The organism is Planococcus chinensis (assembly GCF_020071995.1).
Lineage (GTDB): Bacteria > Bacillota > Bacilli > Bacillales_A > Planococcaceae > Planococcus > Planococcus chinensis_A.
Map to the genome: position 1 here is coordinate 603,525 of NZ_JABWTK010000001.1, position 25,641 is coordinate 629,165.

The 25,641-nt window shown below is 47.3% G+C and carries 25 protein-coding genes; 19 read left to right on the top strand and 6 right to left on the bottom strand.

The window, feature by feature from the left end; genetic code table 11:
- Nucleotides 1–9 precede the first annotated feature (9 nt).
- The 11 genes from HU147_RS03005 to HU147_RS03055 all read left to right on the top strand — a co-directional run bounded on the left by HU147_RS03005 (nt 10) and on the right by HU147_RS03055 (nt 10,532).
- Complete coding sequence (locus HU147_RS03005) at nt 10–1,566, top strand: glutathione ABC transporter substrate-binding protein (protein WP_224074827.1); 1,557 nt, start codon at nt 10–12, stop codon at nt 1,564–1,566.
- 7 nt (nt 1,567–1,573) lie between these two features.
- The gene (locus tag HU147_RS03010) at nt 1,574–2,587 is read left to right on the top strand and encodes an ABC transporter ATP-binding protein (RefSeq protein ID WP_224074828.1); all 1,014 of its coding nucleotides are present in this window, start codon (nt 1,574–1,576) and stop codon (nt 2,585–2,587) included.
- Complete coding sequence (locus HU147_RS03015) at nt 2,553–3,572, top strand: ABC transporter ATP-binding protein (protein ID WP_224074829.1); 1,020 nt, start codon at nt 2,553–2,555, stop codon at nt 3,570–3,572. Before HU147_RS03010 ends, HU147_RS03015 begins: the two co-directional genes overlap by 35 nt.
- Before the next feature lie 42 nt (nt 3,573–3,614).
- The gene (locus HU147_RS03020; RefSeq protein ID WP_224074830.1) at nt 3,615–5,219 is read left to right on the top strand and encodes a gamma-glutamyltransferase family protein; all 1,605 of its coding nucleotides are present in this window, start codon (nt 3,615–3,617) and stop codon (nt 5,217–5,219) included.
- A gap of 11 nt (nt 5,220–5,230) precedes the next feature.
- Nucleotides 5,231–5,809, top strand: a complete 579-nt coding sequence (locus tag HU147_RS03025; RefSeq protein ID WP_224074831.1) for a chromate transporter — start codon at nt 5,231–5,233, stop codon at nt 5,807–5,809.
- The gene (locus HU147_RS03030) at nt 5,806–6,339 is read left to right on the top strand and encodes a chromate transporter (protein WP_224074832.1); all 534 of its coding nucleotides are present in this window, start codon (nt 5,806–5,808) and stop codon (nt 6,337–6,339) included. The genes HU147_RS03025 and HU147_RS03030 overlap by 4 nt, the downstream gene beginning before the upstream one ends.
- Before the next feature lie 710 nt (nt 6,340–7,049).
- Nucleotides 7,050–7,532: an RrF2 family transcriptional regulator gene (locus HU147_RS03035; RefSeq protein ID WP_036805547.1), complete on the top strand. Its 483-nt coding sequence runs from the start codon at nt 7,050–7,052 to the stop codon at nt 7,530–7,532.
- Between the two features lie 21 nt (nt 7,533–7,553).
- The gene (locus HU147_RS03040) at nt 7,554–7,778 is read left to right on the top strand and encodes a DUF896 domain-containing protein (RefSeq protein ID WP_074508672.1); all 225 of its coding nucleotides are present in this window, start codon (nt 7,554–7,556) and stop codon (nt 7,776–7,778) included.
- A 65-nt stretch (nt 7,779–7,843) separates the two neighbouring features.
- Nucleotides 7,844–8,722, top strand: a complete 879-nt coding sequence (hslO, locus tag HU147_RS03045; protein ID WP_224074833.1) for an Hsp33 family molecular chaperone HslO — start codon at nt 7,844–7,846, stop codon at nt 8,720–8,722.
- 182 nt (nt 8,723–8,904) lie between these two features.
- Nucleotides 8,905–9,507 (top strand): alpha/beta hydrolase, encoded by a 603-nt coding sequence (locus tag HU147_RS03050; protein WP_224074834.1) that lies wholly within the window; start codon nt 8,905–8,907, stop codon nt 9,505–9,507.
- 59 nt (nt 9,508–9,566) lie between these two features.
- Nucleotides 9,567–10,532: a glutaminase gene (locus tag HU147_RS03055; RefSeq protein WP_224074835.1), complete on the top strand. Its 966-nt coding sequence runs from the start codon at nt 9,567–9,569 to the stop codon at nt 10,530–10,532.
- A 28-nt stretch (nt 10,533–10,560) separates the two neighbouring features.
- Here HU147_RS03055 and HU147_RS03060 read toward each other — a convergent pair whose 3' ends face one another.
- On the bottom strand, nt 10,561–11,136 hold the full coding sequence (locus tag HU147_RS03060) for a hypothetical protein (RefSeq protein WP_224074836.1): 576 nt from the start codon (nt 11,134–11,136) through the stop codon (nt 10,561–10,563).
- Nucleotides 11,137–11,386: 250 nt separating this feature from the next.
- Between HU147_RS03060 and HU147_RS03065 the strand changes: the two genes are divergently transcribed.
- From HU147_RS03065 to HU147_RS03080, 4 genes are all read left to right on the top strand, one after another.
- Nucleotides 11,387–12,829, top strand: coding sequence for a DUF2382 domain-containing protein (locus HU147_RS03065; protein ID WP_224074837.1), 1,443 nt, complete (start codon nt 11,387–11,389; stop codon nt 12,827–12,829).
- Nucleotides 12,830–12,918: 89 nt separating this feature from the next.
- Nucleotides 12,919–13,125, top strand: coding sequence for a YwbE family protein (locus HU147_RS03070; protein WP_220628690.1), 207 nt, complete (start codon nt 12,919–12,921; stop codon nt 13,123–13,125).
- A 197-nt stretch (nt 13,126–13,322) separates the two neighbouring features.
- A complete protein-coding gene (locus HU147_RS03075; protein ID WP_224074838.1) occupies nt 13,323–15,404 on the top strand; it encodes an ATP-dependent helicase in 2,082 nt (693 codons plus the stop codon).
- 76 nt (nt 15,405–15,480) lie between these two features.
- The gene (locus HU147_RS03080; protein ID WP_224074839.1) at nt 15,481–16,749 is read left to right on the top strand and encodes an MDR family MFS transporter; all 1,269 of its coding nucleotides are present in this window, start codon (nt 15,481–15,483) and stop codon (nt 16,747–16,749) included.
- A gap of 14 nt (nt 16,750–16,763) precedes the next feature.
- Here the strand turns inward: HU147_RS03080 and HU147_RS03085 are convergent, their stop codons facing one another.
- Nucleotides 16,764–17,072 (bottom strand): DUF3243 domain-containing protein, encoded by a 309-nt coding sequence (locus HU147_RS03085; protein WP_036805574.1) that lies wholly within the window; start codon nt 17,070–17,072, stop codon nt 16,764–16,766.
- A gap of 160 nt (nt 17,073–17,232) precedes the next feature.
- Between HU147_RS03085 and HU147_RS03090 the strand changes: the two genes are divergently transcribed.
- On the top strand, nt 17,233–18,072 hold the full coding sequence (locus HU147_RS03090; RefSeq protein WP_224074840.1) for a VLRF1 family aeRF1-type release factor: 840 nt from the start codon (nt 17,233–17,235) through the stop codon (nt 18,070–18,072).
- A 39-nt stretch (nt 18,073–18,111) separates the two neighbouring features.
- On the opposite strand, the gene HU147_RS03095 is transcribed toward HU147_RS03090, so the two are convergent.
- On the bottom strand, nt 18,112–18,792 hold the full coding sequence (locus tag HU147_RS03095; protein ID WP_224074841.1) for a hypothetical protein: 681 nt from the start codon (nt 18,790–18,792) through the stop codon (nt 18,112–18,114).
- Nucleotides 18,793–18,936: 144 nt separating this feature from the next.
- Here HU147_RS03095 and HU147_RS03100 point away from each other — a divergent pair, with 144 nt between their 5' ends.
- Nucleotides 18,937–19,308: a VOC family protein gene (locus HU147_RS03100; RefSeq protein WP_036805580.1), complete on the top strand. Its 372-nt coding sequence runs from the start codon at nt 18,937–18,939 to the stop codon at nt 19,306–19,308.
- Between the two features lie 41 nt (nt 19,309–19,349).
- On the opposite strand, the gene HU147_RS03105 is transcribed toward HU147_RS03100, so the two are convergent.
- On the bottom strand, nt 19,350–19,994 hold the full coding sequence (locus tag HU147_RS03105; RefSeq protein ID WP_224074842.1) for a hypothetical protein: 645 nt from the start codon (nt 19,992–19,994) through the stop codon (nt 19,350–19,352).
- Between the two features lies 1 nt (nt 19,995).
- Complete coding sequence (locus HU147_RS03110) at nt 19,996–20,823, bottom strand: ABC transporter ATP-binding protein (RefSeq protein WP_036805584.1); 828 nt, start codon at nt 20,821–20,823, stop codon at nt 19,996–19,998.
- A gap of 194 nt (nt 20,824–21,017) precedes the next feature.
- Here HU147_RS03110 and HU147_RS03115 point away from each other — a divergent pair, with 194 nt between their 5' ends.
- Both HU147_RS03115 and HU147_RS03120 read left to right on the top strand, forming a co-directional pair.
- The gene (locus tag HU147_RS03115; protein ID WP_224074843.1) at nt 21,018–21,995 is read left to right on the top strand and encodes an ABC transporter substrate-binding protein; all 978 of its coding nucleotides are present in this window, start codon (nt 21,018–21,020) and stop codon (nt 21,993–21,995) included.
- Entirely contained in the window at nt 21,995–23,956 is a 1,962-nt protein-coding gene (locus HU147_RS03120) for an iron ABC transporter permease (protein WP_224074844.1), read from the top strand. The genes HU147_RS03115 and HU147_RS03120 overlap by 1 nt, the downstream gene beginning before the upstream one ends.
- A 220-nt stretch (nt 23,957–24,176) precedes the next feature.
- On the opposite strand, the gene hmpA is transcribed toward HU147_RS03120, so the two are convergent.
- Nucleotides 24,177–25,358, bottom strand: coding sequence for an NO-inducible flavohemoprotein (gene hmpA / locus HU147_RS03125; RefSeq protein WP_224074845.1), 1,182 nt, complete (start codon nt 25,356–25,358; stop codon nt 24,177–24,179).
- Between the last annotated feature and the right edge of the window lie 283 nt (nt 25,359–25,641).

The following is a 25,641-nucleotide window of genomic DNA, read 5'->3' on the forward strand; positions in this document are numbered from 1 at the left end:
GGAATTTAAATGAAGAAACAGTGGCTTTTTTTACTCGTATTGATTGGAATGCTGATCTTAAGCGCATGTTCAGGAAGCACCATTCCTGAAGGAGCGGAAACCAGCGGAGCAAACGATGCACCGGCTTCGGATGGAGAAAACGAAGTAGTATATGCTTCTACTTCAGATGCAGTAGGGCTTTCTCCGACGATGACAAATGATTCGGTGTCTTCAAACGTCATGACACAAATCTATGAAAACTTGTTTGAAAGAAACCCTGAAACAATGGAATTGGAGCCTAAACTAGCTGAATCCTACGAAAACCCCGATGATCTGACGTGGGTGATTAAACTGAAAGAAGGCATCAAGTTCCAAGACGGCACGGATTTTAATGCCGAAGCTGTAAAATACTCATTTGATAAATTGCGCGACCCTGCAACTGCAGCACCGCGTGCTTCTCTTTTAGAGCCGGTGGATACAGTAACGGCAATTGATGAAACGACTGTAGAAATCAAAACAAAATACCCATACGGACCGTTGCTTGCAGCACTGTCACATTCCAACGCTGCAATTATCAGCCCGACAGCAGACGAAAAACAAGATTTGATGCAAAATCCGGTAGGAACGGGACCATTCAAGTTTGTCAGCTGGAACCAAGGCGACGAAATTGTTCTTGAAAAGAACCCGGACTACTGGGATGGAGAAGTTGCACTTGACCAAGTGAAATTTAAAGTGGTTCCTGAAATCTCAACCGCCATTTCTATGCTGCAAACCGGTGAAGTGAACTTCCTGGATGCATTGCCGCCGGAACAGATTTCCCGTATTGAAGGACTTGAAAATGTAGAAGTGACGAAGCAAGAAGGGACTCCTGTCTACTACTTGACGTTCAACCACTCAAGAGAACGCAACCAAAATCCGGATTTCCGCAAAGCAGTAGCAAGTGCGGTCGACCGTGATGCATTCGTTGAAAAATTGAATGGCTTAGGTGTCAGAAGCGACAGCATTTTAGGGCCGAAAGTATTTGGCTACACAGAAGAAGCGGATAATGCGGGAACTCCGTATGATCCGGAATTGGCAAAACAATTAGTGCAAGAAAACGGCTTTGGCAATGAACCGATCAAGTTGCTTGCTGCTAACCGTGATAATTTCATCTTGATGGCTGAAATTGTTCAATCGCAGTTAACTGAAGCCGGATTTAAAGTTGAAATTGAAACAATGGAATGGGCAACCTTCCTGGATACTGCACGCGGCGGCGAATACGACATGACATTCCTGAGCTGGTCAAACGTAACGAGCGATGGTTCTGAAATGTTCTACCCGAACTTCCATTCTGACAACGTCGGCAACTCGAACCGTGCGCAGTACAGCAATCCGGAATTCGATAAATTAGTAGAAGCGTCACGCACGACAATTGTGCCGGAAGAACGTGAAAAATTCTTAGCCGAAGCGAATCAGTTTATGATGGATGATAACGCAGCAATCGTGATGTACCACGGCGTGGTTACTTCCGCTACTGAAAAATCCATCAAAGGCTTAAAAGTAGATCCGAACGGCCAATGGAGCTTAGCAAACGTATCGAGAGAGTAGGGAGAATATGGCACAGACATTACTTGAAGTAAAAGATTTAGTGACTTCGTTTCGTACAGCTGAAGGAACAGTACGGGCAGTTAAAGGAATATCTTTTCACGTTGAAAAAGGAGAAACGCTTTGCATCGTCGGGGAGTCGGGTTGTGGGAAGAGTATAACGTCATTGTCTGTGATGGGGTTGCTGCCTTCGAACGGTTCGATTGAAAGCGGAGAGATTTTGCTGAACAATGAGCCTCTCCAAAATCTTTCACAGGAACAATTGAGAAAGCTGCGCGGCAATCAGATGTCCATGATTTTCCAGGAGCCGATGACAGCACTCAATCCGGTTTTGACGATTGGCTATCAACTGAGAGAGCCGTTGATCCTCCATCATAAATTGTCAAAGAGCGAAGCAACGAAGCAGGCAGTGGAATTGCTCAACCAAGTAGGGATTCCAAATCCGGCAAAGCGTTTGAACCAATATCCGCATGAATTGAGCGGTGGCATGAGGCAACGGGTCATGATTGCAATGGCCCTCGCTTGCCATCCGAGTTTGCTGATTGCGGATGAACCGACGACGGCGCTGGATGTGACCATTCAGGCGCAAATCCTTGATTTGATCAACGACTTGAAGGAAAAGCTGGATATGGGCGTTCTTTTGATTACCCACGATATGGGCGTTGTAGCGGAAGTGGCAAACCGGGTGATGGTCATGTATGCCGGACTGAAAATTGAAGAAGGACCGGTGGAACAGATTTTCAATAACCCGAGCCATCCATACACAATTGGATTGTTGAATTCGGTGCCGAATGTGGACGATCCTGAATTCGAACTTGAACCGATTCCGGGAAACATGCCCGGCTTGAATGAAGATATTCCGGGATGCCGATTCCATCCCCGCTGCAAATTTGCGATGGACAAGTGCAAAGTCATGGCGCCTCCTGAATTTCACTTATCTCATGGCCATTCTGCAACATGCTGGCTGAACGAAAAGGAGGCTGAAACAGATGAAAACAGTGGAAGAGTCACCATCAAAGCCTGAAGTCCTTTTGGAATTGAACGACGTCAAAAAGTATTTCCCAATTAAAGGCGGCATCTTAAAGCGTGTCCAAGGGAATGTGAAAGCCGTAGAATCAGTTTCTTTAAAGCTCTATAAGGGAGAAAGCCTTGGAGTAGTGGGGGAATCGGGCTGTGGGAAATCCACGCTCGGCCGCACGATTCTTGGCCTTGAAGAACTGACGGACGGAAAAATAAAGTTTAATGAGCAGGAAATCCAGGATTTAAAGCGAAAAGAGAAGAAGAAGTTCGTAAAAGAAATGCAGATGATTTTTCAGGATCCTTATGCTTCTTTAAATCCTCGCCAGCGAATTGGAAATGCACTTGATGAAGTATTCCGGATGCATACCAATATGCCGGCGCAGGAACGAAAAGATGCCGTACTCGATCTGCTGAAAGAAGTGGGGCTGAAAGCGGAACATTATGACCGCTATCCCCACGAATTCAGCGGCGGACAGCGGCAGCGAATCGGTATTGCCCGGGCAATAGCTTTAAACCCTTCGTTCATTATCTGCGATGAAGCCGTTTCCGCTTTGGACGTATCCGTTCAAGCGCAGGTCTTAAAACTATTAAAGACTTTGCAGGAAAAGTATAATTTGTCTTACCTGTTCATTTCACATGATTTAGGGGTTGTCCGTTATTTCTGTGACCGGGTTCTCGTAATGTATTTGGGGCATACAGTAGAAATGAGCGATGTGACGAAAATCTTTAATCACCCGCTCCACCCTTATACCCGGGCATTGCTGTCAGCTATTCCTAGGCCGACGATGCAAACGAAAAGAGAACGGATCCGATTGGTCGGCGATATGCCGAATCCGTCGAACCCGCCAAGTGGATGTGTATTCCACACGCGCTGCCCAATGGCGCAGGAAATCTGCAGCGTCGATAAACCGGCGTTCATCGAGCATGAAAAAGATCATTTTGCGGCATGCCATTTTGCAGGAGAATCATTGAGCCGGGTGTTGGGATAAGTCCCAGCAGTCGGCTATTATTTTGAAACTGGAGGAATTTCAATGGACTATTTACAGCACCCTTTCGATGCCAAACGGCACACAGCGTTTTCAAAAAAAGGCATGGTGGCAACTTCCCAGCCGCTCGCAGCACAAGCGGGAATTGAAGTAATGCGAAACGGCGGGAACGCAATCGATGCGGCCATCGCGACGGCTGCGGCTTTGACGGTTGTCGAACCGACTTCCAACGGCATTGGCGGAGACGCCTTTGCACTGGTTTGGGTAAAAGATAAATTGCACGGCCTGAACAGCTCAGGACCTGCGCCGAAAAATATTTCGGTAGAAGCGGTGAAAGCGATGGGACATGACAAGATGCCGGTGCACGGAGTGGTGCCTGTCACGGTTCCTGGAGTTCCGGCAGCCTGGGCGGAACTGTCGAAGAAATTCGGAAAACTGCCGCTTTCGGAAACCTTGAAGCCCGCGATCCGGTACGCAGAGGAAGGGTATCCACTGACGCCGATACTCGGGAAGTATTGGAAACTGGCTTATGACAAATTTAAAACATCCTTTACTACGGAAGAGTACCAATCATGGTTTGATACGTTTGCACCGAATGGCAAAGCTCCCGAAATCGGTGAAATGTGGTCATCTCCTGGACATGCTTCGACATTAAAGGCAATTGCTGAAACCGATGGCCGGTCTTTCTATGAAGGAGAACTTGCAGACAAAATTGATGCGTTCATGAAGCAGCATAACGGCTTTTTGGCAAAAGAAGATTTAGCTGCCTTCAAACCGGAATGGGTGGATCCGGTTTCCACGAACTACAGAGGCTACGACGTCTGGGAAATTCCGCCGAACGGGCAAGGCATGGTGGCACTGATGGCGTTGAATATTTTCAAGAACCTAAATGAACCAAAATGGCAGTCGGCTGAAACTTACCATGAACAAATCGAGGCGATGAAACTTGCTTTCACGGACGGCAAAGAGTTCATTACTGAACCGGAAGCAATGCCGGTAAGTGTTGGACACCTGCTTTCAGACGATTATGCGAAGCAGCGGGCAGCCACGATCGGGACGGAAGCTTCTGATCCGGTTCCGTATGAATTGCCAAAAGGCGGTACGGTTTATTTGGCAGCTGCGGATGAAGAAGGAAATATGATTTCGTATATTCAAAGCAATTATATGGGCTTTGGTTCGGGCATCGTGATTCCGGGCACCGGTATCGGACTCCAGAACCGCGGAGCTGATTTCTCGTTGGAAGCGCAGCATCCGAATGTATTAAAAGGCGGAAAACGCACCTATCACACCATTATCCCCGGTTTCCTGACAAAAGAGGGCAAGGCTGTCGGCCCGTTCGGCGTAATGGGCGGTTATATGCAGCCGCAAGGGCATTTCCAAGTGGTGACAAACACAGTGGATTATTTATTGAATCCTCAAGCGGCACTTGATATGCCAAGATGGCAATGGATGGAAGGGAAAACGATTTTAGTGGAACCGAACTTCCCGAATTATTTGGCTCAGGCATTGGCCCGCAAAGGCCATGCTATCCAAGTGGCAACCGACGGCGGCGCTTTCGGCCGCGGGCAGATCATTTGGCGTAATCCGGAGACGGGGGTACTGGCTGGCGGCACAGAATCCCGTACGGATGGATCGGTTGCTGCTTGGTAACAGATAAAAAAATGCGGGAAAAGTCGTCCGGAACCTCCAGTCTTAAGGTGAATGCCGATATTTTTGCCGCCTTTTTCCGCGTCGGCATGTTAGGTTTTGGAGGAGGACCTTCTGCAATCCCGCTTTTTCATACGGAAGCTGTCAAAAAATACAAATGGATGACCGACGATGAATTCGGCGATACATTGGCGCTTGGCAATACAATGCCCGGCCCTATAGCGACGAAGATGGCCGGATACATTGGCTATCGGGTGAACGGCATCATCGGCAGTATAGTCGCCTTGGTGGCTGTAACCGTTCCGACCGTCCTGCTGATGATTTTGCTGCTTGGTGCTTTGCAACAATTCAAAGGAGTGGAATGGGTCAACAATATGTCAGCGGCGGTCGTGCCGGTGGTCGGCGTGATGCTCGCAGTCATGACATGGGATTTCTTGAAAAAATCCGGTCAGTCGCTTGGTTGGGCCCGTGCCGTATTGTTTGTGTTGATTGCGGCGGTATTAATGGAAGTGCTGAATGTACATCCTGTCTTTTTGATTATCGCTATTTTGCTGGTTTCCTTGCTGTCCTTTAAGAAAGGGGGAGCGTCATGATTTACTGGTATATTTTTCTGGCGTTTTTCATTCCCGGCATTTTAGGCTATGGCGGAGGGCCGGCTTCAATTCCGCTGGTTGAAAAAGAGGTGGTTGACCGGTATGGATGGATGACCACCCAGGAATTCGGCGAAGTGCTGGCGCTTGGGAATGCCTTGCCCGGTCCGATTGCGACCAAAATGGCCGGTTATATCGGTTATATGGAAGGCGGCGTTCTGGGTTCTGTCATTGCCCTGTTTGCATCCGTAGCGCCTTCGCTGATTTTGATGATTTTGCTGATGGTGACATTACTGAAATACAAAGATTCGCCAAAGGTAAAAAATATAACGAAATTGATCCGACCGGTGATTGCAGTGCTTCTCGGCGCCATGACGCTCCAATTTTTCATGACGTCGGTCGATACATCAGGCAGCGTGCAGACCGTCATTCTGATTGTGATCAGTTATTGGATGCTTGAAATCCGTAAAATCCATCCTGCATTTGTCATTCTGCTGGCACTTGCCTACGGCGGAATATCAGGATTTTTATAAGAGAAGAAAACCATCCGTAGATGATGCGGATGGTTTTCAGGCTGTCGAGAAACATTCCATTCTTTAAGGCATTTCGCTCCAAGTGGACGCTTTCCGCGGGCCCGGCTTCAGTCGCTTCCATCGCGCTGCTTAGTCTAGGGTCTTCAGCTCGTGTCGCTCCGGCGCTTTGCTCCGTCACTGTTCACGCAGGAAACAAGACTGCGAAGAAGACTTAGACTTGTTTGCGACGAAGCTAGCGCAGCGATGCAACGCTCTTTCATGTTTCGAAGCTAGCGAAGCGATGCAGAAACAGGAACACAATGTTTGCCCTCGCCACTTTCCGCTACATTCGGCTCCCTCCTTTCATAAAGTTTTCTTTTTATTAGAAAGAGTTGAAGAGTATGTATGCTGTTTATTCATTGCTCTCTATCGATATGGAGCAAACCAGCGAAGACGCCTGCGGGAAAGCGAGACAGCCGAGACCCCGCAAGACGCAAAGCGGCTGAGGAGGCTTGGCGCTCGCCCGCGGCAAGCGCAGCTGGTTTGCGGAATATCGGAGATATTCTAAGGGGGAATTTTTCTATATCTTTCTCAACAAGCTGAAAACCATCCGCACATGATGCGGATGGTTTTTTGTTTAGAGCAGATTTCTTTACAATAATTGACCGACTCCTTATTATGGGGTAATGCGGACAAAGATTGTCCGGGTTATCAGGATTGAGGTGAACTCCATGCACATGAAAACAGGCGTTGAACAATCGGTTTACGCCATACTTTTACTGAATATGCTTCCGGAAAAGGCTGTGTTGCCAGGCGAAGCGATCAGCCAGCAATTGAATGTTTCCACGAGCTATTTCCAGAAGCTGCTGCGCAAGCTGGTCAGTGCGGATTTGATTGCCTCCGTGCCTGGAGTAAAAGGCGGCTTTAAATTAAAGAAAAAACCCGAAGACATTTGTGTGTACGATATATATTTGGCAATCGAAGGGCGGCAGTCGCTTTATTCGCCGAGCGGCATTTTAGGCGACATGCTGGAGCTTGAACAAGAGGAAGATTGCTGTTTGCTGTCTGACTTGATGGAAGAAGCGGAGACTGCCTGGAAGTCGGTTATGAAGCGAGAAACGATTGCCACCTTGGCTGAGAAAATGACAGAACAACGTTTTTTGCCAAAAACAGAAACATTGAAGCAATGGCTCCAGGAAAAAATGGTTGCCTGAGATAACGGAAGGGTGAAGGTCATGATTGCAAGCATTTCCCGCATTAATGAATTGGCAAAAAAATCTAAAGAAGCCGGCTTGACGCCAGCTGAAAAAGTGGAGCAGCAAGTGCTCCGGGAAGATTACCTCCGGGAAATCCGCGGGCAAATCGAAAATACGGTCACCAGCTTGAAAGTACTGGATCCTTTAGGCGATGATGTAACGCCTGAAAAAGTGAAGAACGAAAAGAAGCTCCGCCAGCAATAAGAAGGAATTATACACAGACAAGCTTCTTAATCCCATAAACTAATTAAAGAAAGATGTGAAAATAGATGAATGATTATTTAGTAAGAGCTTTGGCTTATGATGGACAAGTACGTGCTTATGCGGCGCGGACAACGCAAACGGTAGGAGAAGCGCAGCGCCGCCATTATACGTGGCCGACCGCTTCAGCCGCTCTTGGCCGTTCGATGACTGCCAGTGTGATGCTTGGCGCCATGATGAAAGGCGAAGAAAAATTGACGATTAAAATCAACGGCGGCGGTCCGTTGGGGACGATTCTGGTGGATGCGAATGCTAAAGGCGAAGTCCGGGGCTATGTTTCGAATCCGCAGACGCATTTTGACCTGAACGAACAAGGGAAACTCGATGTCAGACGGGCAGTCGGCACCGAAGGGACACTGTCGGTTTCAAAAGACATCGGCTTAATGCAGCCGTTTGTCGGACAAGTGCCGATTGTATCCGGTGAACTTGGAGAAGATTTTACGCATTATATCGTAACGTCTGAACAAGTGCCGTCATCTGTCGGCGTTGGAGTTATTGTGAATCCGGATAACACTATCCAGGCTTCAGGCGGTTTTATCATCCAGCTATTGCCGGGGACAAGCGAAGAAGTGATCAGCCAGATTGAGCAGCGTTTGTCGGAAATCCCGACGATCTCCAATATGGTCCGTGATGGAATGACGCCGGAAGAGATTTTGGAAAAAGTGCTCGGCAATAACAATTTAAAAGTGCTCGATAATATGCCTGTCCAGTTCCAGTGCCAATGTTCAAGAGACCGCATCCACAATGCAATCGTGAGCCTTGGTACGGCAGAAATCCAGGACATGATCGACACCGATGGCCAGGCAGAAGCACAATGCCATTTCTGCAATGAAAACTACCTCTTCACAAAAGAAAATTTGGAAGACATGCTGGAAACAATCAACTGATAAGAGAACCATCCGCTGGAAGTAAAAGCGGATGGTTTTTTATGTTATCTTCAAAAAAAGCTTTTGATTGGTATTCCTTCTAGATTATGATATATTTATCTTGAATTCGAGATAAGTTTTAGCTGCTGTGATTTAGGGAAAAGAAACCCGTGAAGCAGCTCCACTATTAGGAGGTATATTTTATGAAACATATTTTTCAGCAAGGTTCTAACCCGTCAAAACCGACTTTTCTAGTATTGCACGGAACAGGAGGCAATGAGCATGACCTCATGCCGATTGCTACGCATATTGACCCGGAAGCTTCCGTTTTAAGTGTTCGCGGCAATGTATCGGAAAACGGCATGCCGCGGTTTTTCAAACGCCTTTCGGAAGGCGTGTTTGATATGGAAGATTTAAAAGCGCGTACAGAAGAACTGAACCAATTTATTGCAACAGCAGCTGGAGAACATGGCTTTGACCGCAGCAATGTCATTGCCATCGGCTATTCAAACGGCGCTAACATTGCGGCCAATTTATTGTTTACTTATTCGGATGCATTGAAAGGGGCAATTCTGCATCATCCGATGGTGCCGAACCGCGATACGCAGTTGCCTAATTTGTCAGGGGTGCCGGTATTCATTGCAGCAGGGACGAATGATCCCATTTGCCCGGCCGAGGAATCGACTGATTTGAAGGAACTGCTTCAAAATGCAGGCGCAATGGTAAAACTGCATTGGGAAAACTACGGCCATCAATTGACTATGCCGGAAGTGGAAGCAGCAAAAGCCTGGTATGATCAACTATAAAAATCCATTCCCCTTGTAAAAACAAGGGGATTTTTTTGAAGTTTAGGAGGAGAGGCGCTATGCAAAATAATCCAATGATTCAACAACAGCTCGAGGCCTGGATCCAGGAAAACAAAGGGCACGCTATATTGGGGACGACTGCGCAGTATATACCGGCACTCGGAAATGTCGATCCGAGTCTGCTTGGCATCTGCATGGTCGATGAAGACGGCCATTATTACTGCGCCGGAGACACTGACAAGGAATTTACGCTTCAAAGCATTTCAAAAGCGTTGACGTTTATCGCTTTAAGCTGTCATTACGGATTGGAATTTGTCCTCGAACGGGTAGATGTGGAACCGACGGGTGAAGCTTTCAATTCAATCATCCCTTTTGAGATCCATCGGCCGAACAAGCCGTTCAATCCGTTTATCAATGCAGGTGCCATCACTGTTTCTGCGCTATTGCCTGGGCCCACCAGCCAGAAGAAATACGAATACTTGCTGTCATTTTTAGAAAGCCTCGTCGGCCATCCGCTAGAAATGGATCAGGAAGTGTATGATTCTGAATGGAAAACTTCGCACCGCAACCGGGCATTGGCTTATTACTTAAAAGAAGCGAACTTTTTGGAGATTGAAGTGGAAGAGGCACTGGATATTTACATCAGCCAATGCTCCATTAAAATCAGTGTGAAGGATTTGGCGTTGATCGGATTGATCATTGCTTACGATGGATATAACCCCATTACAAAAGTGAAGCATTTCTCGGAAGAAATCGCCCAGGTGGCAAAAGTGCTGATGGTAACTTGCGGCATGTACAATTCATCAGGGAATTTTGCAGCTCATGTCGGCATTCCGGCAAAAAGCGGTGTGTCCGGCGGAATCTTGGCGGCGGTGCCGCCGAAACTGCATTCCCAAACTTATGAATTCCGGGCGGGGGCAGGCATCGGTGTTTACGGGCCGGCGATTGATGCTACTGGAAACAGTGCGGCAGGAACGATGATGCTCCGCCAAATTTCAAAAGAGTGGGATTTGAGCATATTTTAATATGGAAAGCCCGTGAACGATGAAGCGTTCACGGGCTTTTTTGTACCGAACCGGTAATTTCTTTTACGTGAAATGCTAAGCTTTTAAGGTTTACAATGCATTCATATTTGTGTTCGTTTGCCCAATCCCTAAATTGCAAAGTGACCAAATGGGAGCTGACCGATTTGATTTCCGGTGCAATGATGTCACCCGTTTCCTGATTTTCGAGTACCTGGGCAATTGCGGTGCTGATTCGCTGGCTTGTTTCGTCCTCGTGTTTGACAAGAGACAACAGGACGCCTTTTTCCGGAAGCTGACCGGTCGCTGTTTTGCTGGCTGTCAGGAATACGAGGTCTCCTGGCCGCAGTTCTTTCGGCTGAAGAGAGGCGCCTGAAACAGTCGTGAATGTCGATGCTGCTGTCACTTCATAATAAGTGCCGTCGATTAAAATGGCCTGATCGGAAGCAAGCTGCACCACACGCACCGAGCTGTAATCCACGGGTGGAGTTTTCAAGTTAACGGCTTTTGAAGGAGGAATGCTTTCGGAAGAAACAGGCTGGGGTGCACAGCCTCCAAGTGCCATGGTAAAAAACAAGACAAAAAGGACCATTGCCAATTTTCCCATACCTTCTCCTCCTTTCAAAATCTATTATGATGATAGACGTTAGATTGGAAATAAAGTTACAAAAATGAAGAATATTTTCAAAATATTTTATAAATACGAAAGCAAGATATAAATCAATGATTTTCTGTCTGGCTTTCATGGTTTTTTTGGCCTATTCATTTGCCAAAAATGTTTGAGAATATACGGGTCGGGTATTTCTTGAGTAGTAAGATTTTTCAACGATACACATCAAAAATTGGAGGTATCAAAAATGGCCAGCAATAACTTTATGGGGACGTTTGATAACGAAACAGAAGTGTTGAGAAAAATCGAAGAACTGAAATCGCAAGGAATATCGGAAGACCATATGTACGTCATGGCTCATGACAAAGACCAGATTTCTATGGTCCGGGGGCGTACGGATGTAGATTACAAGTCTACTGAAGGCGGCGGCTGGATGGATAAGTTCATGGGCTTTATGTCCGGGAATGAGCCTATCCGCCAAGCTTTCAACGACATGGGTGTAGACGGCAATGAAGCAGACCGTTACTATCAGGAAGTGCAAAACGGAAAAATCCTGCTGTTTGTAGACAAGGAAATTGGTGATTCCTATAACAACAGAACGGGAAGCGGCAGTTCTGCATATGGCGATCCAACAAGAAATACTTCGTCAGGTGCAGCATCAGGCATTATAGGCGCTGAAGATACTTCCCGCTATACAGGAGAAGATTCCGGTATGGTGGCTCGTGACGGCTTGACGGTGGATACCAATGAAGCGAACGATGTGAATTACCACTCAGGACGCAACTTAGTGGATTCTGACGAGACTTCTGCTTCTTCACGGCTGGACGACAGTGAATCAGCAGGAGTGGGCCGGAAGTCCGGAACAGGATTTGGCTTAGGAAGCGGAAGCAATGTCGACGACGTTCCTTCTCCTAGCCGGGATACAGGAGATTTTACTGCTACAAACGAAAGCCGGTACGGCGATACTGACCGCGCAGGCGGAATGGGTACAAGCGGCGGAGCGGCAGATGGCGTGGACCGGACCAGTACAAGCGGAGGCTTAACTAATGCAGGTGGCTTGGGAGCAGGCGGCCTTGGCGGAGGCACTGGCGGCGTCCGTGACACTCATAGTTCTACAGGAGATTTTACGGATCGTGACCGCACCGACCGCGACTTTTTAGATTCAGATCGTGACCGGACAGATAGCGGCATGCTAGACCGTGACCGTACCGACCGCGATTTCACGGACACCGACCGGGACCGTATGGATACCGATCATGATTTTGCAGATTCCGATGAAGAGCGGCTGCGCCTTCATGAAGAACGCCTGCAGGTCAACAAGGACCGTGTGCAGACCGGTGAAGTAAATGTCGGCAAACGTGTTGTTGAAGACAATCAGACAATTGAAGTGCCGGTTGAGCGGGAAGAAGTCTATGTAGAACGCCGCCCGGTAAACGAAGAAGTTGATGGAGATTCCAATATTGGCAGAGATGCTTATCAAGAAGGAGACAACATCCATATTCCATTGACGGAAGAGCGGGTAAATGTCTCGAAAACAGATGTTGTCAGTGAAGAAATTGTAGTAGGCAAACGAAAAGTACAGGACACTGAAGTCGTCAATGAAACCGTCCGCAAAGAAGAAGCGGATATAGATGATGACAGTGATTTGGGTACAGACGATTTTGACCGCAACCGGACAGATCGACGCTAAAGCAAAATCAGGGCGGGGATTTCCCCGCCTTTTTGTGTGGAAAAAAAGCGGGAATAGCGTATCATGAAAGTAAGGCAGGAGGGGTAAAGATGGACGGCAAAAAAAGAAGCGACGTTAAACCGGGTTTGGAAGTCAATATTGTGTTAAAGCAGGATCAGCGAACCGGCAAGAAAACACGGGGGATTGTCAAAGACCTTTTGACGAATTCCGCTACGCATCCGCATGGCATTAAAGTAAGGCTTGAAGACGGCCAGGTTGGACGCGTAAGCGAAATTCTCAGCAGCACTGACAAATAAATCATAAGCTAAAGGACCCGGATTAACGGGTCCTTTTTTATCCTTTTTTTATGCTAGAATAGAGTATCGTTTATTTATTGAAGAAAATTTTTTTCAATTTGCCAATTGAACCTGCCAGACAGTTCCCGATAAATGCGGCGATAATCATACTGTCTGTTTAAATAAGATCATGCACTGAAAATGCGAAGGAGTATCGTATGAGCAATTTTTTTGAACGCAAACAAAAACAACTCGGAGTGGAACTGAACAAAATTCAACGCAAAGCTGTGGAGCGGACAGAAGGGCCGCTGCTCCTATTGGCGTGTCCCGGATCGGGCAAAACAACAACAATGATTATGCGTGTCGGGTATTTGATTGAAGAGAAAAAAGTGCAGCCGCATCGCATAAAAGCCATCACGTTCAGCAAGGCATCTGCTATCGATATGCAGGAGCGCTACAAACGTTTTTTCCCAAAGCTTGCACCGGTTGATTTCTCAACGATCCATAGCCTGGCTTTTCAAATCACACGGGAATACTTTGCAGAGTCCCGTTACGTGATGATTGAAGGCAGCGAATCGCATGGTCTTCACAAAAAGCGGCTGCTGCGTGAAATGTTCGAAACGGAAGTCGGAGAACCGATTACCGACGACCAACTGGATGAATTGACTTCGTTCATCAGTTTTGTGAAAAACAAAATGACGCCAAGGGAACAATGGAAAAAGTTAGATGCGCCTTTTGAAGGGGCAATTGAGATATTAAAGACGTACGAGGCATTTAAAGAAAACTACGATGTCCGCTTGGTCGATTTTGATGACATGCTTTCCCTCGCGAATGAAGCGCTGGAGAAAGATGCGGACTTGCTTGCGAAGTACCAGAATCGCTGGGACTATGTCATGACCGATGAAAGCCAGGACACTTCGATGATTCAGCATGCCATCGTGGAAAAACTGGTGGCCCGCCACAACAACCTGTGTGTGGTCGCAGATGATGACCAGTCGATTTATACATGGCGCGCCGCAGAACCGACGTATTTGCTGAAGTTTAAAAATGTGTATCCGGATGCTTATGTGATGAAAATGGAACGCAATTACCGCTCCTCCAAGAATATTGTAGAGGCCGCGAATTTATTCATTAAAACCAATAAAAAGCGGCATGACAAAAATATGTTCACCAAGCAGCCGGAAGGAGATCCGATTGTCATCCGGCGCCTCGCTTCAGAAGAAGCGCAGCTGAAGTACGTCATGAAAGAGTTGAAGGAATTGAAGCATTTCGGCGACGTGGCCATTCTTTACCGCAACAATTCCTCTTCGACGCTTTTGATGAGTGAGCTGGACCGACTGGGCATTCCTTTTTATATGAAAGACGCGGACAACCGCTTCTTCTCGCACTGGATTGTGGAGGATATGCTGAATTTTATGCGATTCAGCTTGAAGCCGGAACGCGTCGACATTTACGCGAAAATCGCTTCGAAAACAAATGCCTACTGGTCGGGGAGCCAATTGAAGCAGTTGAGCCGCATGAAGCCGACTGTAAAAAATGCTTTCGATGAAATCAATTTGAACATTACATTAAAGGACTATCAACTCAAAATTCTTGCCGAGCAGAAAAAATGGTTTGATGCATTGAATGGCATGAAACCCCTAAAAGTGATCCGGACAATCCGGGCGGATTTGGGATACGATCAAATGCTTGCAAGCCGCGCGGAAAAGTTCGGTATGCGCCTGCAGTATTTGGAACAGATCTTGATTACGCTTGAGCAAATCGCCGAACCGCTTTCAAGCATGACTGAATTTGCGAAAAGGCTGAAGGAATTGGAGCAAGTCACCCAAAATGCAAAAGCGGAAAAAACAGATGATATGCTGACCTTATCCACTTTCCACAGTTCCAAAGGCTTGGAATTTGAACGTGTGTATATGATCGATTTGGTGGAAGGGATTATTCCGACCGAAGAAGATGCAGAAAACCCGGACACTTTGGAAGAAGCACGTCGGTTGTTTTACGTCGGCATGACGCGTGCCAAAAAGCATTTGGAACTGATCAGCTATGACAGCGAGTCCCGCTTTGTGGATGAAGTGCGGGATATTGTGGTGCCGGAGAAGCCAGTAGCCAAAAAAAACGGACGGTCGCTAAGACACCGATTAAAGTGGACGTTCCGGATAACCCGAATGCCGCTAAAAGGGAAGATGAACTTTTGGAAGGGGCCAGAGTTCGCCATCGTGTTTTTGGAACGGGCAAAATCATTGAACGGGATCATGAACGGATTTCGATCCAATTTGCAAAAGAGCGAAAAGAATTGCTGATTGATATTTGTTTGAGCTATAAGTTATTGGAAGTGTTGGATTAACAACAAGAGTTTAAGGACGCGGAGATGGGACAATGAGGATTAGGGATTGGGATCGAAGTTTAAAAGTTCGCCTGGTAGGCGAATTTTTTATGAACACAAGTTATTGGATGGTATTTCCATTTCTTGCGATATATTTTGCAGATGAATTCGGAAAAGGGACGGCGGGGCTTTTGCTCGTCATCTCGCAAGTTTTTTCAGTAGCGGCCAACTTGGTCGGCGGTTATTGTGCAGACCGTTTCGGCAGGCGCACAATGCTCGTATTTGCCTCGATTGCCCAAGGCGGGGCATTTTTGCTGTTCGCATTTGCCAATTCGCCGTGGCTTGAATCGCCTGAGCTTGGATTTATCGCCTTCACCTTGGCAGGCATGTGCAGTTCGCTTTACTGGCCAGCCAGCCAAGCGATGATTGCAGATGTTATTCCAGAGAAATACAGAAGCGATGTATTTGCTATTTTTTACACGACTTTGAATATTGCAGTTGTCGTCGGGCCGTTATTTGGAGCGGTGCTGTTTTTCACATACCGTTTTGAACTGCTGCTGATTGTAGCAGTCATTTCGATGGTGCTGGGCCTGATTCTCCGGCTTTATACAAACGAAACTTTGTCCAAGGAATTGGCTGGCCAATGGGCAACAGAAGAAAAAACAGGGTGGGCTTCAGCTGTAGCTAAGCAGTTTAAGGAATACGGCCTTATTTTCAATGACCGCCTGTTTTTGCTTTTTGTCATTGCTGGCGTTTTGGTGGCACAAACGTTCATGCAGCTGGACTTATTGATTCCGGTTTATTTGAAAGAAACCATCGATGTCCAAACGATTGCTTCTTTCTTCGGAAGAGAATGGACGGTGACCGGCGAAACTTCTTTCGGTTTCCTGCTGTCTGAAAACGGCTTGCTGGTGGCATTGCTGACTGTAATCGTAACGCGGTGGATGACGCAGTTTCCGGAGAAATGGGTCTTTTTCATATCCACTCTTCTCTACGCAGCGGCCATGCTGCTGTTTCCGGTTACGTCGTGGTTCTGGATGTTTGTCGTCGCGATGGGGATTTTCACTTTTGCCGAACTGATGGTTGTGGGAGTACAGCAAAGCTTTATCTCGAAACTAGCACCAGAAGACAAACGGGGCCAGTACTTTGCAGCAGCCAGTTTGCGCTATACAATTGGCCGGATGATTGCACCACTTTCCATCCCGATGACGGCGTGGTTTGGATTCGGTTGGACATTCGCCATCTTGGCGGCTTTGGCTGTAATCAGCGGATTCGTCTACTTAGCGATGTTTCGATTGTTTGAAAAAAGGCCTTCCCATTGAGGAAGGCCTTTTCATTATTCTTTTTTCACTAATCGTAAAAGCATGTGGGCTAACATATGGCGTTCTTCTTTTTCCCCTACACTCCATAATTGCTGCAAAACATATTCTTCGCGGTTTTTTGGATCTTCATTTTTCGCCAAGTAATCGGCGACTTTTTCAGTGATTTGTGCTAAGCGTTCTTCGCTTAATCCCATTTTCTCGCCCAGCTCAACTTTCGAGCTTAAGTATTGTTTGAAGTGTTCAAAATTCGCTAAAATATCCTCCTTTTTTTCATTGTCGAAGGACTTTAGTTTGTCATCTACTTTTTTATCGATATTTTCCATTTTAGTCACACTCCTTATATTTTTCTTGCACTACCTGTTTACCTCGCGTGCCTACTTTTAAACGTCAGAATAATTAAAATAGTAATTAGTTGACTGTTTAACGAAAAAGACTTAGGGTATTGAGATAAGTAGGATGGATTTTAAGGAGGATGATGAATGTATGACATTATACGACGAAATTCAGAAACTCAAAGCTTTCAATTGTGAAGACCGCTGTGTTTTAAGTGTGTATCTCAATACGAACCCCGCAGATTTAAATGCACAGAACGGGGCATGGAAAATACACCTTAAAAATGGACTGAAGCGGATTGAGGAATATATAACAGCCTCCCAAAATGAGAAAGAACTTAAAACCTACCAAACCTTAAGAAAAAAAGTTGAACGAGAAATTAATGACCATCGAGATGACCTGAATAAGGGCGTTGTCATTTTTGCGTCTCCACAAGATAATCTGTGGTTTGTGCATTATGTGCAAGTGCCGGTTAAAACAAGTTTCCACTGGGAAAACGCGCCTGCATTGGATGAATTGAGATATATGTATAAAGCCTATCCATATGCCGGCATTGTGCTGCCAAGCTTTAAAGGAGTTCGGATTCTGGATACTTCGATGGGAATTATCAATGAAGAAGTCTTCGAAGAATTCGATTCAGGACTGGATGTCTGGAATGAACAGAAAGGCGTGCACTCCGCAACCCATACAGCAGGCGGGAGCACAGGATCTTTCAATGCCGGAAGCCATGTCGGAGGGAACTCAGGAAGTGCAGCAGACGACTTTAACTGGCGCATGAAAGAAAACCTGGAGCGCTTCTACAAGGACATGGCGGGCAAAATTGAGAAAATGAAAAAAGAGCGCCATTGGGATGAAGTTCACATTGTTGGCGAAACCGAACAGGCTAAAGCTTTTGCGAAGGGATTGCCGAAAAAACCGGCAAGCTGCATCTACAAAAACTTGGCAAATGCCAATCCGAGCCAGATTATCCATGAAGTATTTGAAAAATAAGATCAAAAGGCCTCAGCACTGTGCTGGGGCCTTTCTTTTTTAACGGGGCTGCGGACAAAATGTGCAAGTGGCAAAAGCAGGCAGTTCCTTGTATAGGCAGCAGGTTTTCCGCAACGGCCCGGAAACAGCTCGATCCAAAGAAGTAGTGCCCAACAGTTTTTGAAGATAAGAAGTTTTAATCGGCGTCCAATTTGCCGGTTCACACAGCCAGTCGAGATCTTCAGCGGTTCTTCTCGGTTCTCTTTTTTCCAAAGTGGCATAAAACCAGACGACGGATCCGAGCACATTTTCCCAAAGAATAATGGGCGAGATTTTTACATATTTCCGAAATTCCTTGATGAGGCTATCCACTTGCTCCGTTAAAATGAAATGCATCGCCTCATGCCGTTTTTCAGGAGAGACCGGTGTAAAGTAGCGGGAATCAACATGGGTTTGAAGCAGTTGGAACCCGTAATTATGTACGCGGCTAAATTCGATCTCTTTCCATGAACAAGCGAAGTAGCCATTGTGATGAGTAAGCAAGTCGAATTGCGCAGAAATGAAAAGTGCATATTGGCGGAAAAAGTAAGAGACGGCTACGCCGTTATTGTCCGTGCCGCTCCATTGCTTGGTTTCTTCGATGAGTGTTTTGAAGTCGGAAGACAAACGGGAAGCGGAGGGACGATCCACAGCGATGGATTGAGCGGCTAATTGGTGTTTTAGCTGAATAGGGAATTCCACAAGTCCTTCCTCCTTTATTTTTCATGCTACGGCAAAAAGAAGCATTTGCAAAGTGATAAGCTGGTCTTATAGAAATCGATAAAAACTATCACCTTTTCTTTATAGAAGAAGTTGGCTACTCTATAGAAAAGAAGGGGTGGGAAAATGGAATTTACAATCGGCAAAATTGATCATGTACAAGTGGCAGCACCAAAAGGCAAGGAACAGGAAGCTATTGGTTTTTATGCAGGCATTCTCGGCATGAACGAAATCGAAAAACCGGATGCTTTAAAAGGCAGAGGCGGTGCCTGGTTTGAGTTTGGCTCTTACCAATTGCATGTCGGTGTGGAAGAACCGTTTTCGCCGGCCAAAAAAGCACATCCGGCTTTTAGGGTGAACGGGTTTCAAGCGCTTCAGGACCATTTGGCTGCAAACCACTACGAAGTGAAAAACGACACCAGCATCCCGGGGGTTCAGCGCTTTTTTGTTTCCGACCCATTCGGCAACCGTCTGGAATTCCTTAACGGTGAATCATGAGTCTGCTCGAAATATAAAAACGCTCCGCATCAGCGGAGCGTTCATTTTTTTACAGGGCAGTAAGGGCACTTGTCGGTGTTAGGAAGTTCTTTATACAAGCAACATGTAATGCGCTGATAATCCGCTTTCGATTCTTCAAAGCTGTATCCGCCCAGAAACTGCCGGAAAGGGGATTTGCGCATCTCGGGCTGCCAGATGGCAGAATCGAGAAGAGCAGCTACATCCTGTTCCGCTTGCTCCGACTCGAGCATGCCATACATCCAAATGGCGTATCCCCAGATATTTTCCCACAGGATCAATTTTGAAACGTGCCCGGATTTCCGAAAGGCTTCCACAACAGGAAATGCATAATCCTTTAAGACTTTTTCCAAATCGCCTTCTTCGCGGCTGCGGACAAAGCGCTCGTCAATTTCGAAGGCTAGGCCGCCTTCCGTTTTAACAAGGTGAACGGCATCAAGCGGCCCTTCCCACATCTTGCCGTGGGCGAGCAGGTAGAGCTGGGCGGTTATAAAAAAGCCGAAGCGCCGCATGAAGATAGACGAGGCTACTGCTTCAGTGGGTGCTCCGGTTTGTAATTTAATTTCAGCGGCCAGTTCAGCAGAATGGCTGTCAATGCCTTGCTGCATGGTCATAAAACCATGCGCATCTTCCCGGACTTTCACCTGGAAAAGCTCAAGTTCTTTCATATCAAGCTCCGCTCTTTGCTTGGCGGAGTTCCGGTACGATGCAGCGTCCTCTGCCGAACGGAACACAATGCGGCGTGCCGAATAACGGGTCTTTGGAAACTTGGCATTCCATTCCGAAAACAGAACGCACAAGGTCGCAATTGATGACATTTTCCGGAGTTCCTTGGCCGAAAACCGCCCCGTCTTTAATGGCGATGATATTGTGTGCATACCGGGAAGCCAGATTCAGGTCATGCAGCACCATAATGATCGTGCGGCCATGCACTTCGTTCAATTCAAACAGCAGATCCAGAATTTCAATTTGATGCGTCATGTCTAGATAAGTGGTAGGCTCATCCAGAAGAATGATGTCGGTATCCTGGGCAAGCGTCATGGCAATCCATGCACGCTGGCGCTGGCCGCCGGACAGCTCATCGACCGGTTTGTCGCGGAATTCATCAACGCGCGTTGCCTTCATGGCAGCTTCAACTTTCTCGGTATCTTCTTCCGTCCAGCGCTTTAGCCAGGACTGGTGGGGATAGCGGCCCTGCTTGACCAAATCATGCACCGTCAAGCCTTCCGGTGAAACAGGGGACTGCGGCAAGATGCCCATTTTCTTCGCCACCTCCCGTGAAGACAGCTTGTGCACTTCTTTGCCTTCAAGCAATATAGAACCTTCTTGAGGTTTAAGTAAACGCGCGATCGAACGAAGCAGTGTGGATTTGCCGCAGCCGTTGCTGCCGACAAATACTGAAATTTCGCCGCGCGGAATGGATAGATTCAGATTTTCAAATAATAAATTTTCGTTATAGCCAATTGACAAGTTGTTGGTTTGAACAGCCGTCGCCATTGTGCAATTCCTCCGCATCTTTTTCCATAAGTCGAACTCAATGCAAAATCTTATTACGGCTACTATATCATAAATTCATGATAAATGAGAACGATTTTCATCTTATTTCACGAAAATCCTTTACAATAAAGTGTACAAGCACTAAAATTATACTTATTGAGAACGGTTATCAAATAGCTGGGAGGCTTACCTATATGAAAAAGAAATGGATGTTGTTGACGGCAATGATTTTGCTGGTTCTGGCAGCTTGTTCGTCTGCTGATGAAGAAACGGCCACTAACGAAGAGGCCGCCGGAGAACCGGTTACAATTACCGGAACGAACGGGGAAGTGAAATTGGATGCACCTGCTAAAAAAGTGGTGGTGCTGGAATGGACATATGCTGAAGACTTATTGGCTGTAGGCGTTCAGCCGGCAGGAATGGCTGATATCGTGGAATACGGCAACTACGTGAATATTGAACCGCAATTGGATGAAACAGTAGTAGACGTTGGCGGACGGCAAGAACCGAACCTGGAAGCCATCGCCGCGATTGAACCGGATCTGATCATCGGGGTAAGCTTCCGACACGACGCGATGCTTTCGGAACTGGAAACCATTGCTCCAACGGTCATCTTCAATCCGTATCCGGAAGATGAAAGCATTGACCTTTATCAGGAAATGGAAACAACGTTCAAGGAAATTGCAAAAGCGGTAGATAAGACAGCTGAAGCGGATCAAGTCCTGGCTGATCTTGAAAAAGAATACGAAGCAAGCGCCGCTGAAATTGAAGCTGCCAACTTGAAGACCAAAGATGTAATTTTGACTTTGGCATACACCGGTCCGCAAGCTCCTGAAATCCGGGTATTTACGCCGAATTCAATGGCTTCGATTATTTTAGACCGGATCGGGCTGAAAAACGTCCACCAGCCGGATCAGTTTGAAGTGTTCGGTTCGAGCACATTCAACGTAGAAGGCTTGGTCAAGTATGAGAATGCCAATTATTTATACACGGTTCCTGACGAAGACAATATTTACGAAAACCAGCTGAAAGGCAATCCGGTATGGGAAAACCTGGCGTTCGTAAAAGAAGGCCGCACCTATGACCTAGGGGCTGATACATGGCTATACGGCGGTCCACTGTCAGCGAAAACCTTAATGGACCAGATTACAGATGTGATGGTGAATCAATAATGCCCGGGAAGTTAAAACAGAAGTCCTTTGTCTCGCTGACAGGGGGCTTTTTCCTGCTTATAGCGCTGTCAGTTATTCATTTGACGCAAGGGCAGGCAGACTACACAATTTCAGAACTGTTGACCGGCGTCTGGACCGAAGGCCGCATCCAGGATATCGTGACGTCGCTGCGCTTGCCGCGGCTGGCAATCGGAATTGTTGCGGGCGGCGCATTGGCCGTGTCCGGTGCGGTTCTGCAGACCTTGACGAACAATCCGCTGGCGTCTCCAGGGACGCTGGGCATCAATGCAGGAGCCTTTTTCTTCGTCGTCCTGTCGATGATTTTCTTTCCGAATGTATTGGGGGCTTTCCCTTTCATCACAGCGCTGCTTGGAGCCGTCCTTTCTTCTGTCTTGGTAGTGGGGCTCGCAGGCAAAGCGATGGAGCCTGTGCGGGTGGCTTTGACAGGAATGATTATTTCGCTTTTATTTTCTTCTTTAACCGGTGCGATGCAGCTTCTTTTTGAGAATGAAACGAACGGCTTGTTCCTATGGGGATCGGGCACGCTCGTTCAGTTGAACTGGGAAGGGGTCCGTTTTGCAGCGCCAGTGGTCCTGGTGCTTTTTATCGGATCGTTGCTGCTGGCAAAGCCGATGGATATTTTATCGCTTGGAGAAGATATCGCATCATCTCTTGGCCAGAATGTCCAGGCAGTAAAACTCGCGGCGTGGGGAGTGGCAATCATCCTCTCCGCTGCCGTTGTCAGTGTAGTGGGGCCGATCGGCTTTATTGGGCTGATGGCGCCTCATATTGTCCGCATGATGGGTATACGCGGCCATTTGCAGATTTTCATCCATTCGTTTTTATGGGGCAGCGTCATGCTGATCGGTGCCGATGTATTGGGCCGTTTGATCCAGCCGGGCCAGGAAGTTCCGGTAGGCGCAATGACGGCGCTGATCGGCGGCCCGTGGCTATTGTACTTGGCATGGAAGACAGCTAAATCATTGAAACGCGGCGACCGCCAAGTAGGAGGAACGACAAAACCGGTCCGCTTAACGGTTTTGGTGCCGATTTTAATCCTTTTAATCCTGGGGATAACCGTATTGGCGCTGAGCTTTAACGGGACTGCGTGGAACTTCGCGTGGCTGGAGCCAGTCGTCTGGAATTTCCGGGTTCCGCGTGTTCTGACAAGTTTTATCGTTGGCGTCATGCTGGCGCTGACCGGCGTTATTTTGCAGGGCGTGCTCCGAAATCCGTTGGCAGATGCTGGCGTCCTTGGCGTCACTTCAATGGGGGGAGCAGGGGCGATGCTATTGCTCGTTGTTTTCCCGGCTGTTCCGCCGGCCTTTTTGCCGCTGGGTGCGACGCTTGGCGCTTCTTTGGCACTGGGCATTATTTTAATCACCGCCTGGAAAAATAATTTCCAGCCGATGCTTGTTGCGTTGATGGGGATTGCGATTTCAGCATTTGGTTCGGCCGCAACGCAGGTATTTGTCGTCAAAGCGAAATTGGCTGTGGCCAGTGCGCTTGTTTGGCTGTCGGGAAGCACCTACGCGAAAGGCTGGGACGATGTGCAGCTCGCCTTGCTGTTGTTTGCGCTGTTTATCTGGCCCGCCATTTACATCACACGCAGCCTGGATACGCTAACTTTTGGAGACGATGTAGCAGCCGGACTTGGCTTGAATGTGCGTTCGACCCGGGTGTGGGCGCTGGTAATCGGCGTTGCTATTTCCACCGCGGCTGTATCAATTGTAGGCACCATCGGCTTTATCGGCTTGGTGGCGCCGCATATCGCCCGCCGAATTGTTGGCTTCCGCCACTTGCCGCTGATGCTCTCATCCGGTTTGATCGGAGGGCTGCTGCTCGTGACCGCTGACTTTATCGGCCGCATCCTGATTGCGCCGAAAGACATTCCGAGCGGGTTGATTGTGGCATTGATCGGAACTCCTTACTTGCTTTATTTGCTGCGGAAAATGAAATAGAAAAGGCCTGCCGGTGCGGCAGGCCTTTTCTTGTGGATTAAAAGTGGCTATGAGCGGTCGAACAGGTTCTATGATCACTCAACTCGAGTCTATGAGCGGTCAAAAGGATCCTATGAGCGTTCACGCAGGTTCTATGATCATTTAAAAGGATTTTATGATCACTTAATCACTTAATTAATAAAAGCTGCCCGCTACAGAAAGCGGACAGCTTTTTGATTGCTTAAACGGTTTGCAAAGCGACAGCAGGGCCGAAGAATTCAAAGTGGATCTGTTCTTCTGCCATGCCGAGGCCGCGCAGTTCCTGGATCATCTGTTCCATGAAAGGCACAGGGCCGCATACGTAGACGTCGCCGGTCACATCGACCATTTCTTTTAATACTTCGCGGGTAATATAGCCGTCTGGCTGGTCGGAGTACAAGGTCTTGTAAGCTGCATTTTCCATAGAAGCCGCATATTTTTGGATATCCTGGTCGAAGGCATGCAGGGATTCGTTGCGCGCAGCGTGCAAGAAAGCGGTTGGGCGCTCAGGAGTGAGCGTTGCCACGGTTTCGAACATGCTCATCATCGGCGTGATGCCGACACCTCCGCTGACAAAGGCAACCGGTGATTTCTTGCCGGCATCCAGAACAAATTCGCCTGCTGGTGCGCTGACTTCAATGGCGTCGCCGATGTTTACTTCTTCGTGGAGGTAAACAGAGACGCGGCCGTTCGGGTCGTTGTCGGCTTCCCGTTTCACAGAAATGCGGAACTCGTCCGGTTTTGCTGCCTGCGATAAGCTGTACTGGCGGTTGAACAAATATTTCTCGCCAGGAATCGAAAGGCGTACAGAAATGTATTGGCCAGGCTGGTAAGTCGGAACGTTCGATCCATCCGCTGGTTTTAAATAAAACGAAGTGATGTTTTCGCTTTCTTTTACTTTGCGGGCAACGATAAAGTCTTTGAAGAACTTCCAGCCGTTTTCCTGGGCTTCGGCTTCTTCGTACATTTTGTGTTCAACGCCGATGAAGGCATCTGCAATTACGCCGTAGGCTTCAGCCCAGGCATTGATGATGTCGTCTGTTGCGGCATCGCCCAATACTTCTTTGATGGCTTTCAGCAAATATTCCCCGACGATTGGGTAATGTTCCGGCTTTACGCCTAAACTTACGTGTTTATTGGCAATCTGTACGACGGCCGGCAGAATGGCTTCAAGATTGTCGATATGAACGGCTGCCGCATAGACGGTGTTGGCAAGTGCTGCTTGCTGGCGTCCTTTTTTCTGGTTTGCATGATTAAAAATATTTAAAAGTTCAGGATGCGCTTCAAACATGTTCTTGTAAAAAACGGTGGTGATCGCTGTTCCGTGTTCTGCTAAAACGGGTACTGTGGATTTGATAATGGATCGTGTTTGTTGGGATAACATTGTCAATCGCTCCTTTTGTTTTCTATAGCTTTACTATATTCCTAAAAAAGAGTTAAAGATATATTTAAAATACATCTTTAAAATTTAGACACATTTTGAATTCACAGAAAAGCCACAATAAAGGAGTTGTCCCAAAAGTAATTTGGGACAACTCCTCAGGCTGTCGAGAAACTCTCTCGACAGCCTGTTTTTTTGTTTATTTTACTACTTTTCCGATGTACACTAAAAGAAAATGAAGGAGCGAGGTCTCATGATTGGTCCCGTCAAAAACCATCGTCATGAA

Coding starts and splice junctions, on each gene's coding strand:
- HU147_RS03085 (WP_036805574.1), bottom strand. CDS start 17,072: ATGGAAAATATCGATAAAAAAGTAGATGACAAACTAAAGTCCTTCGAC.
- hmpA (WP_224074845.1), bottom strand. CDS start 25,358: ATGTTATCCCAACAAACACGATCCATTATCAAATCCACAGTACCCGTT.
- HU147_RS03070 (WP_220628690.1), top strand. CDS start 12,919: ATGGACGGCAAAAAAAGAAGCGACGTTAAACCGGGTTTGGAAGTCAAT.
- HU147_RS03055 (WP_224074835.1), top strand. CDS start 9,567: ATGCAAAATAATCCAATGATTCAACAACAGCTCGAGGCCTGGATCCAG.
- HU147_RS03040 (WP_074508672.1), top strand. CDS start 7,554: ATGATTGCAAGCATTTCCCGCATTAATGAATTGGCAAAAAAATCTAAA.
- HU147_RS03075 (WP_224074838.1), top strand. CDS start 13,323: ATGAGCAATTTTTTTGAACGCAAACAAAAACAACTCGGAGTGGAACTG.
- HU147_RS03080 (WP_224074839.1), top strand. CDS start 15,481: ATGAGGATTAGGGATTGGGATCGAAGTTTAAAAGTTCGCCTGGTAGGC.
- HU147_RS03030 (WP_224074832.1), top strand. CDS start 5,806: ATGATTTACTGGTATATTTTTCTGGCGTTTTTCATTCCCGGCATTTTA.
- HU147_RS03020 (WP_224074830.1), top strand. CDS start 3,615: ATGGACTATTTACAGCACCCTTTCGATGCCAAACGGCACACAGCGTTT.
- HU147_RS03010 (WP_224074828.1), top strand. CDS start 1,574: ATGGCACAGACATTACTTGAAGTAAAAGATTTAGTGACTTCGTTTCGT.
- HU147_RS03105 (WP_224074842.1), bottom strand. CDS start 19,994: ATGAAAGAACTTGAGCTTTTCCAGGTGAAAGTCCGGGAAGATGCGCAT.
- HU147_RS03120 (WP_224074844.1), top strand. CDS start 21,995: ATGCCCGGGAAGTTAAAACAGAAGTCCTTTGTCTCGCTGACAGGGGGC.
- HU147_RS03060 (WP_224074836.1), bottom strand. CDS start 11,136: ATGGGAAAATTGGCAATGGTCCTTTTTGTCTTGTTTTTTACCATGGCA.
- HU147_RS03035 (WP_036805547.1), top strand. CDS start 7,050: ATGCACATGAAAACAGGCGTTGAACAATCGGTTTACGCCATACTTTTA.
- hslO (WP_224074833.1), top strand. CDS start 7,844: ATGAATGATTATTTAGTAAGAGCTTTGGCTTATGATGGACAAGTACGT.
- HU147_RS03005 (WP_224074827.1), top strand. CDS start 10: ATGAAGAAACAGTGGCTTTTTTTACTCGTATTGATTGGAATGCTGATC.
- HU147_RS03065 (WP_224074837.1), top strand. CDS start 11,387: ATGGCCAGCAATAACTTTATGGGGACGTTTGATAACGAAACAGAAGTG.
- HU147_RS03115 (WP_224074843.1), top strand. CDS start 21,018: ATGAAAAAGAAATGGATGTTGTTGACGGCAATGATTTTGCTGGTTCTG.
- HU147_RS03100 (WP_036805580.1), top strand. CDS start 18,937: ATGGAATTTACAATCGGCAAAATTGATCATGTACAAGTGGCAGCACCA.
- HU147_RS03110 (WP_036805584.1), bottom strand. CDS start 20,823: ATGGCGACGGCTGTTCAAACCAACAACTTGTCAATTGGCTATAACGAA.
- HU147_RS03050 (WP_224074834.1), top strand. CDS start 8,905: ATGAAACATATTTTTCAGCAAGGTTCTAACCCGTCAAAACCGACTTTT.
- HU147_RS03090 (WP_224074840.1), top strand. CDS start 17,233: ATGACATTATACGACGAAATTCAGAAACTCAAAGCTTTCAATTGTGAA.
- HU147_RS03015 (WP_224074829.1), top strand. CDS start 2,553: ATGAAAACAGTGGAAGAGTCACCATCAAAGCCTGAAGTCCTTTTGGAA.
- HU147_RS03025 (WP_224074831.1), top strand. CDS start 5,231: ATGCGGGAAAAGTCGTCCGGAACCTCCAGTCTTAAGGTGAATGCCGAT.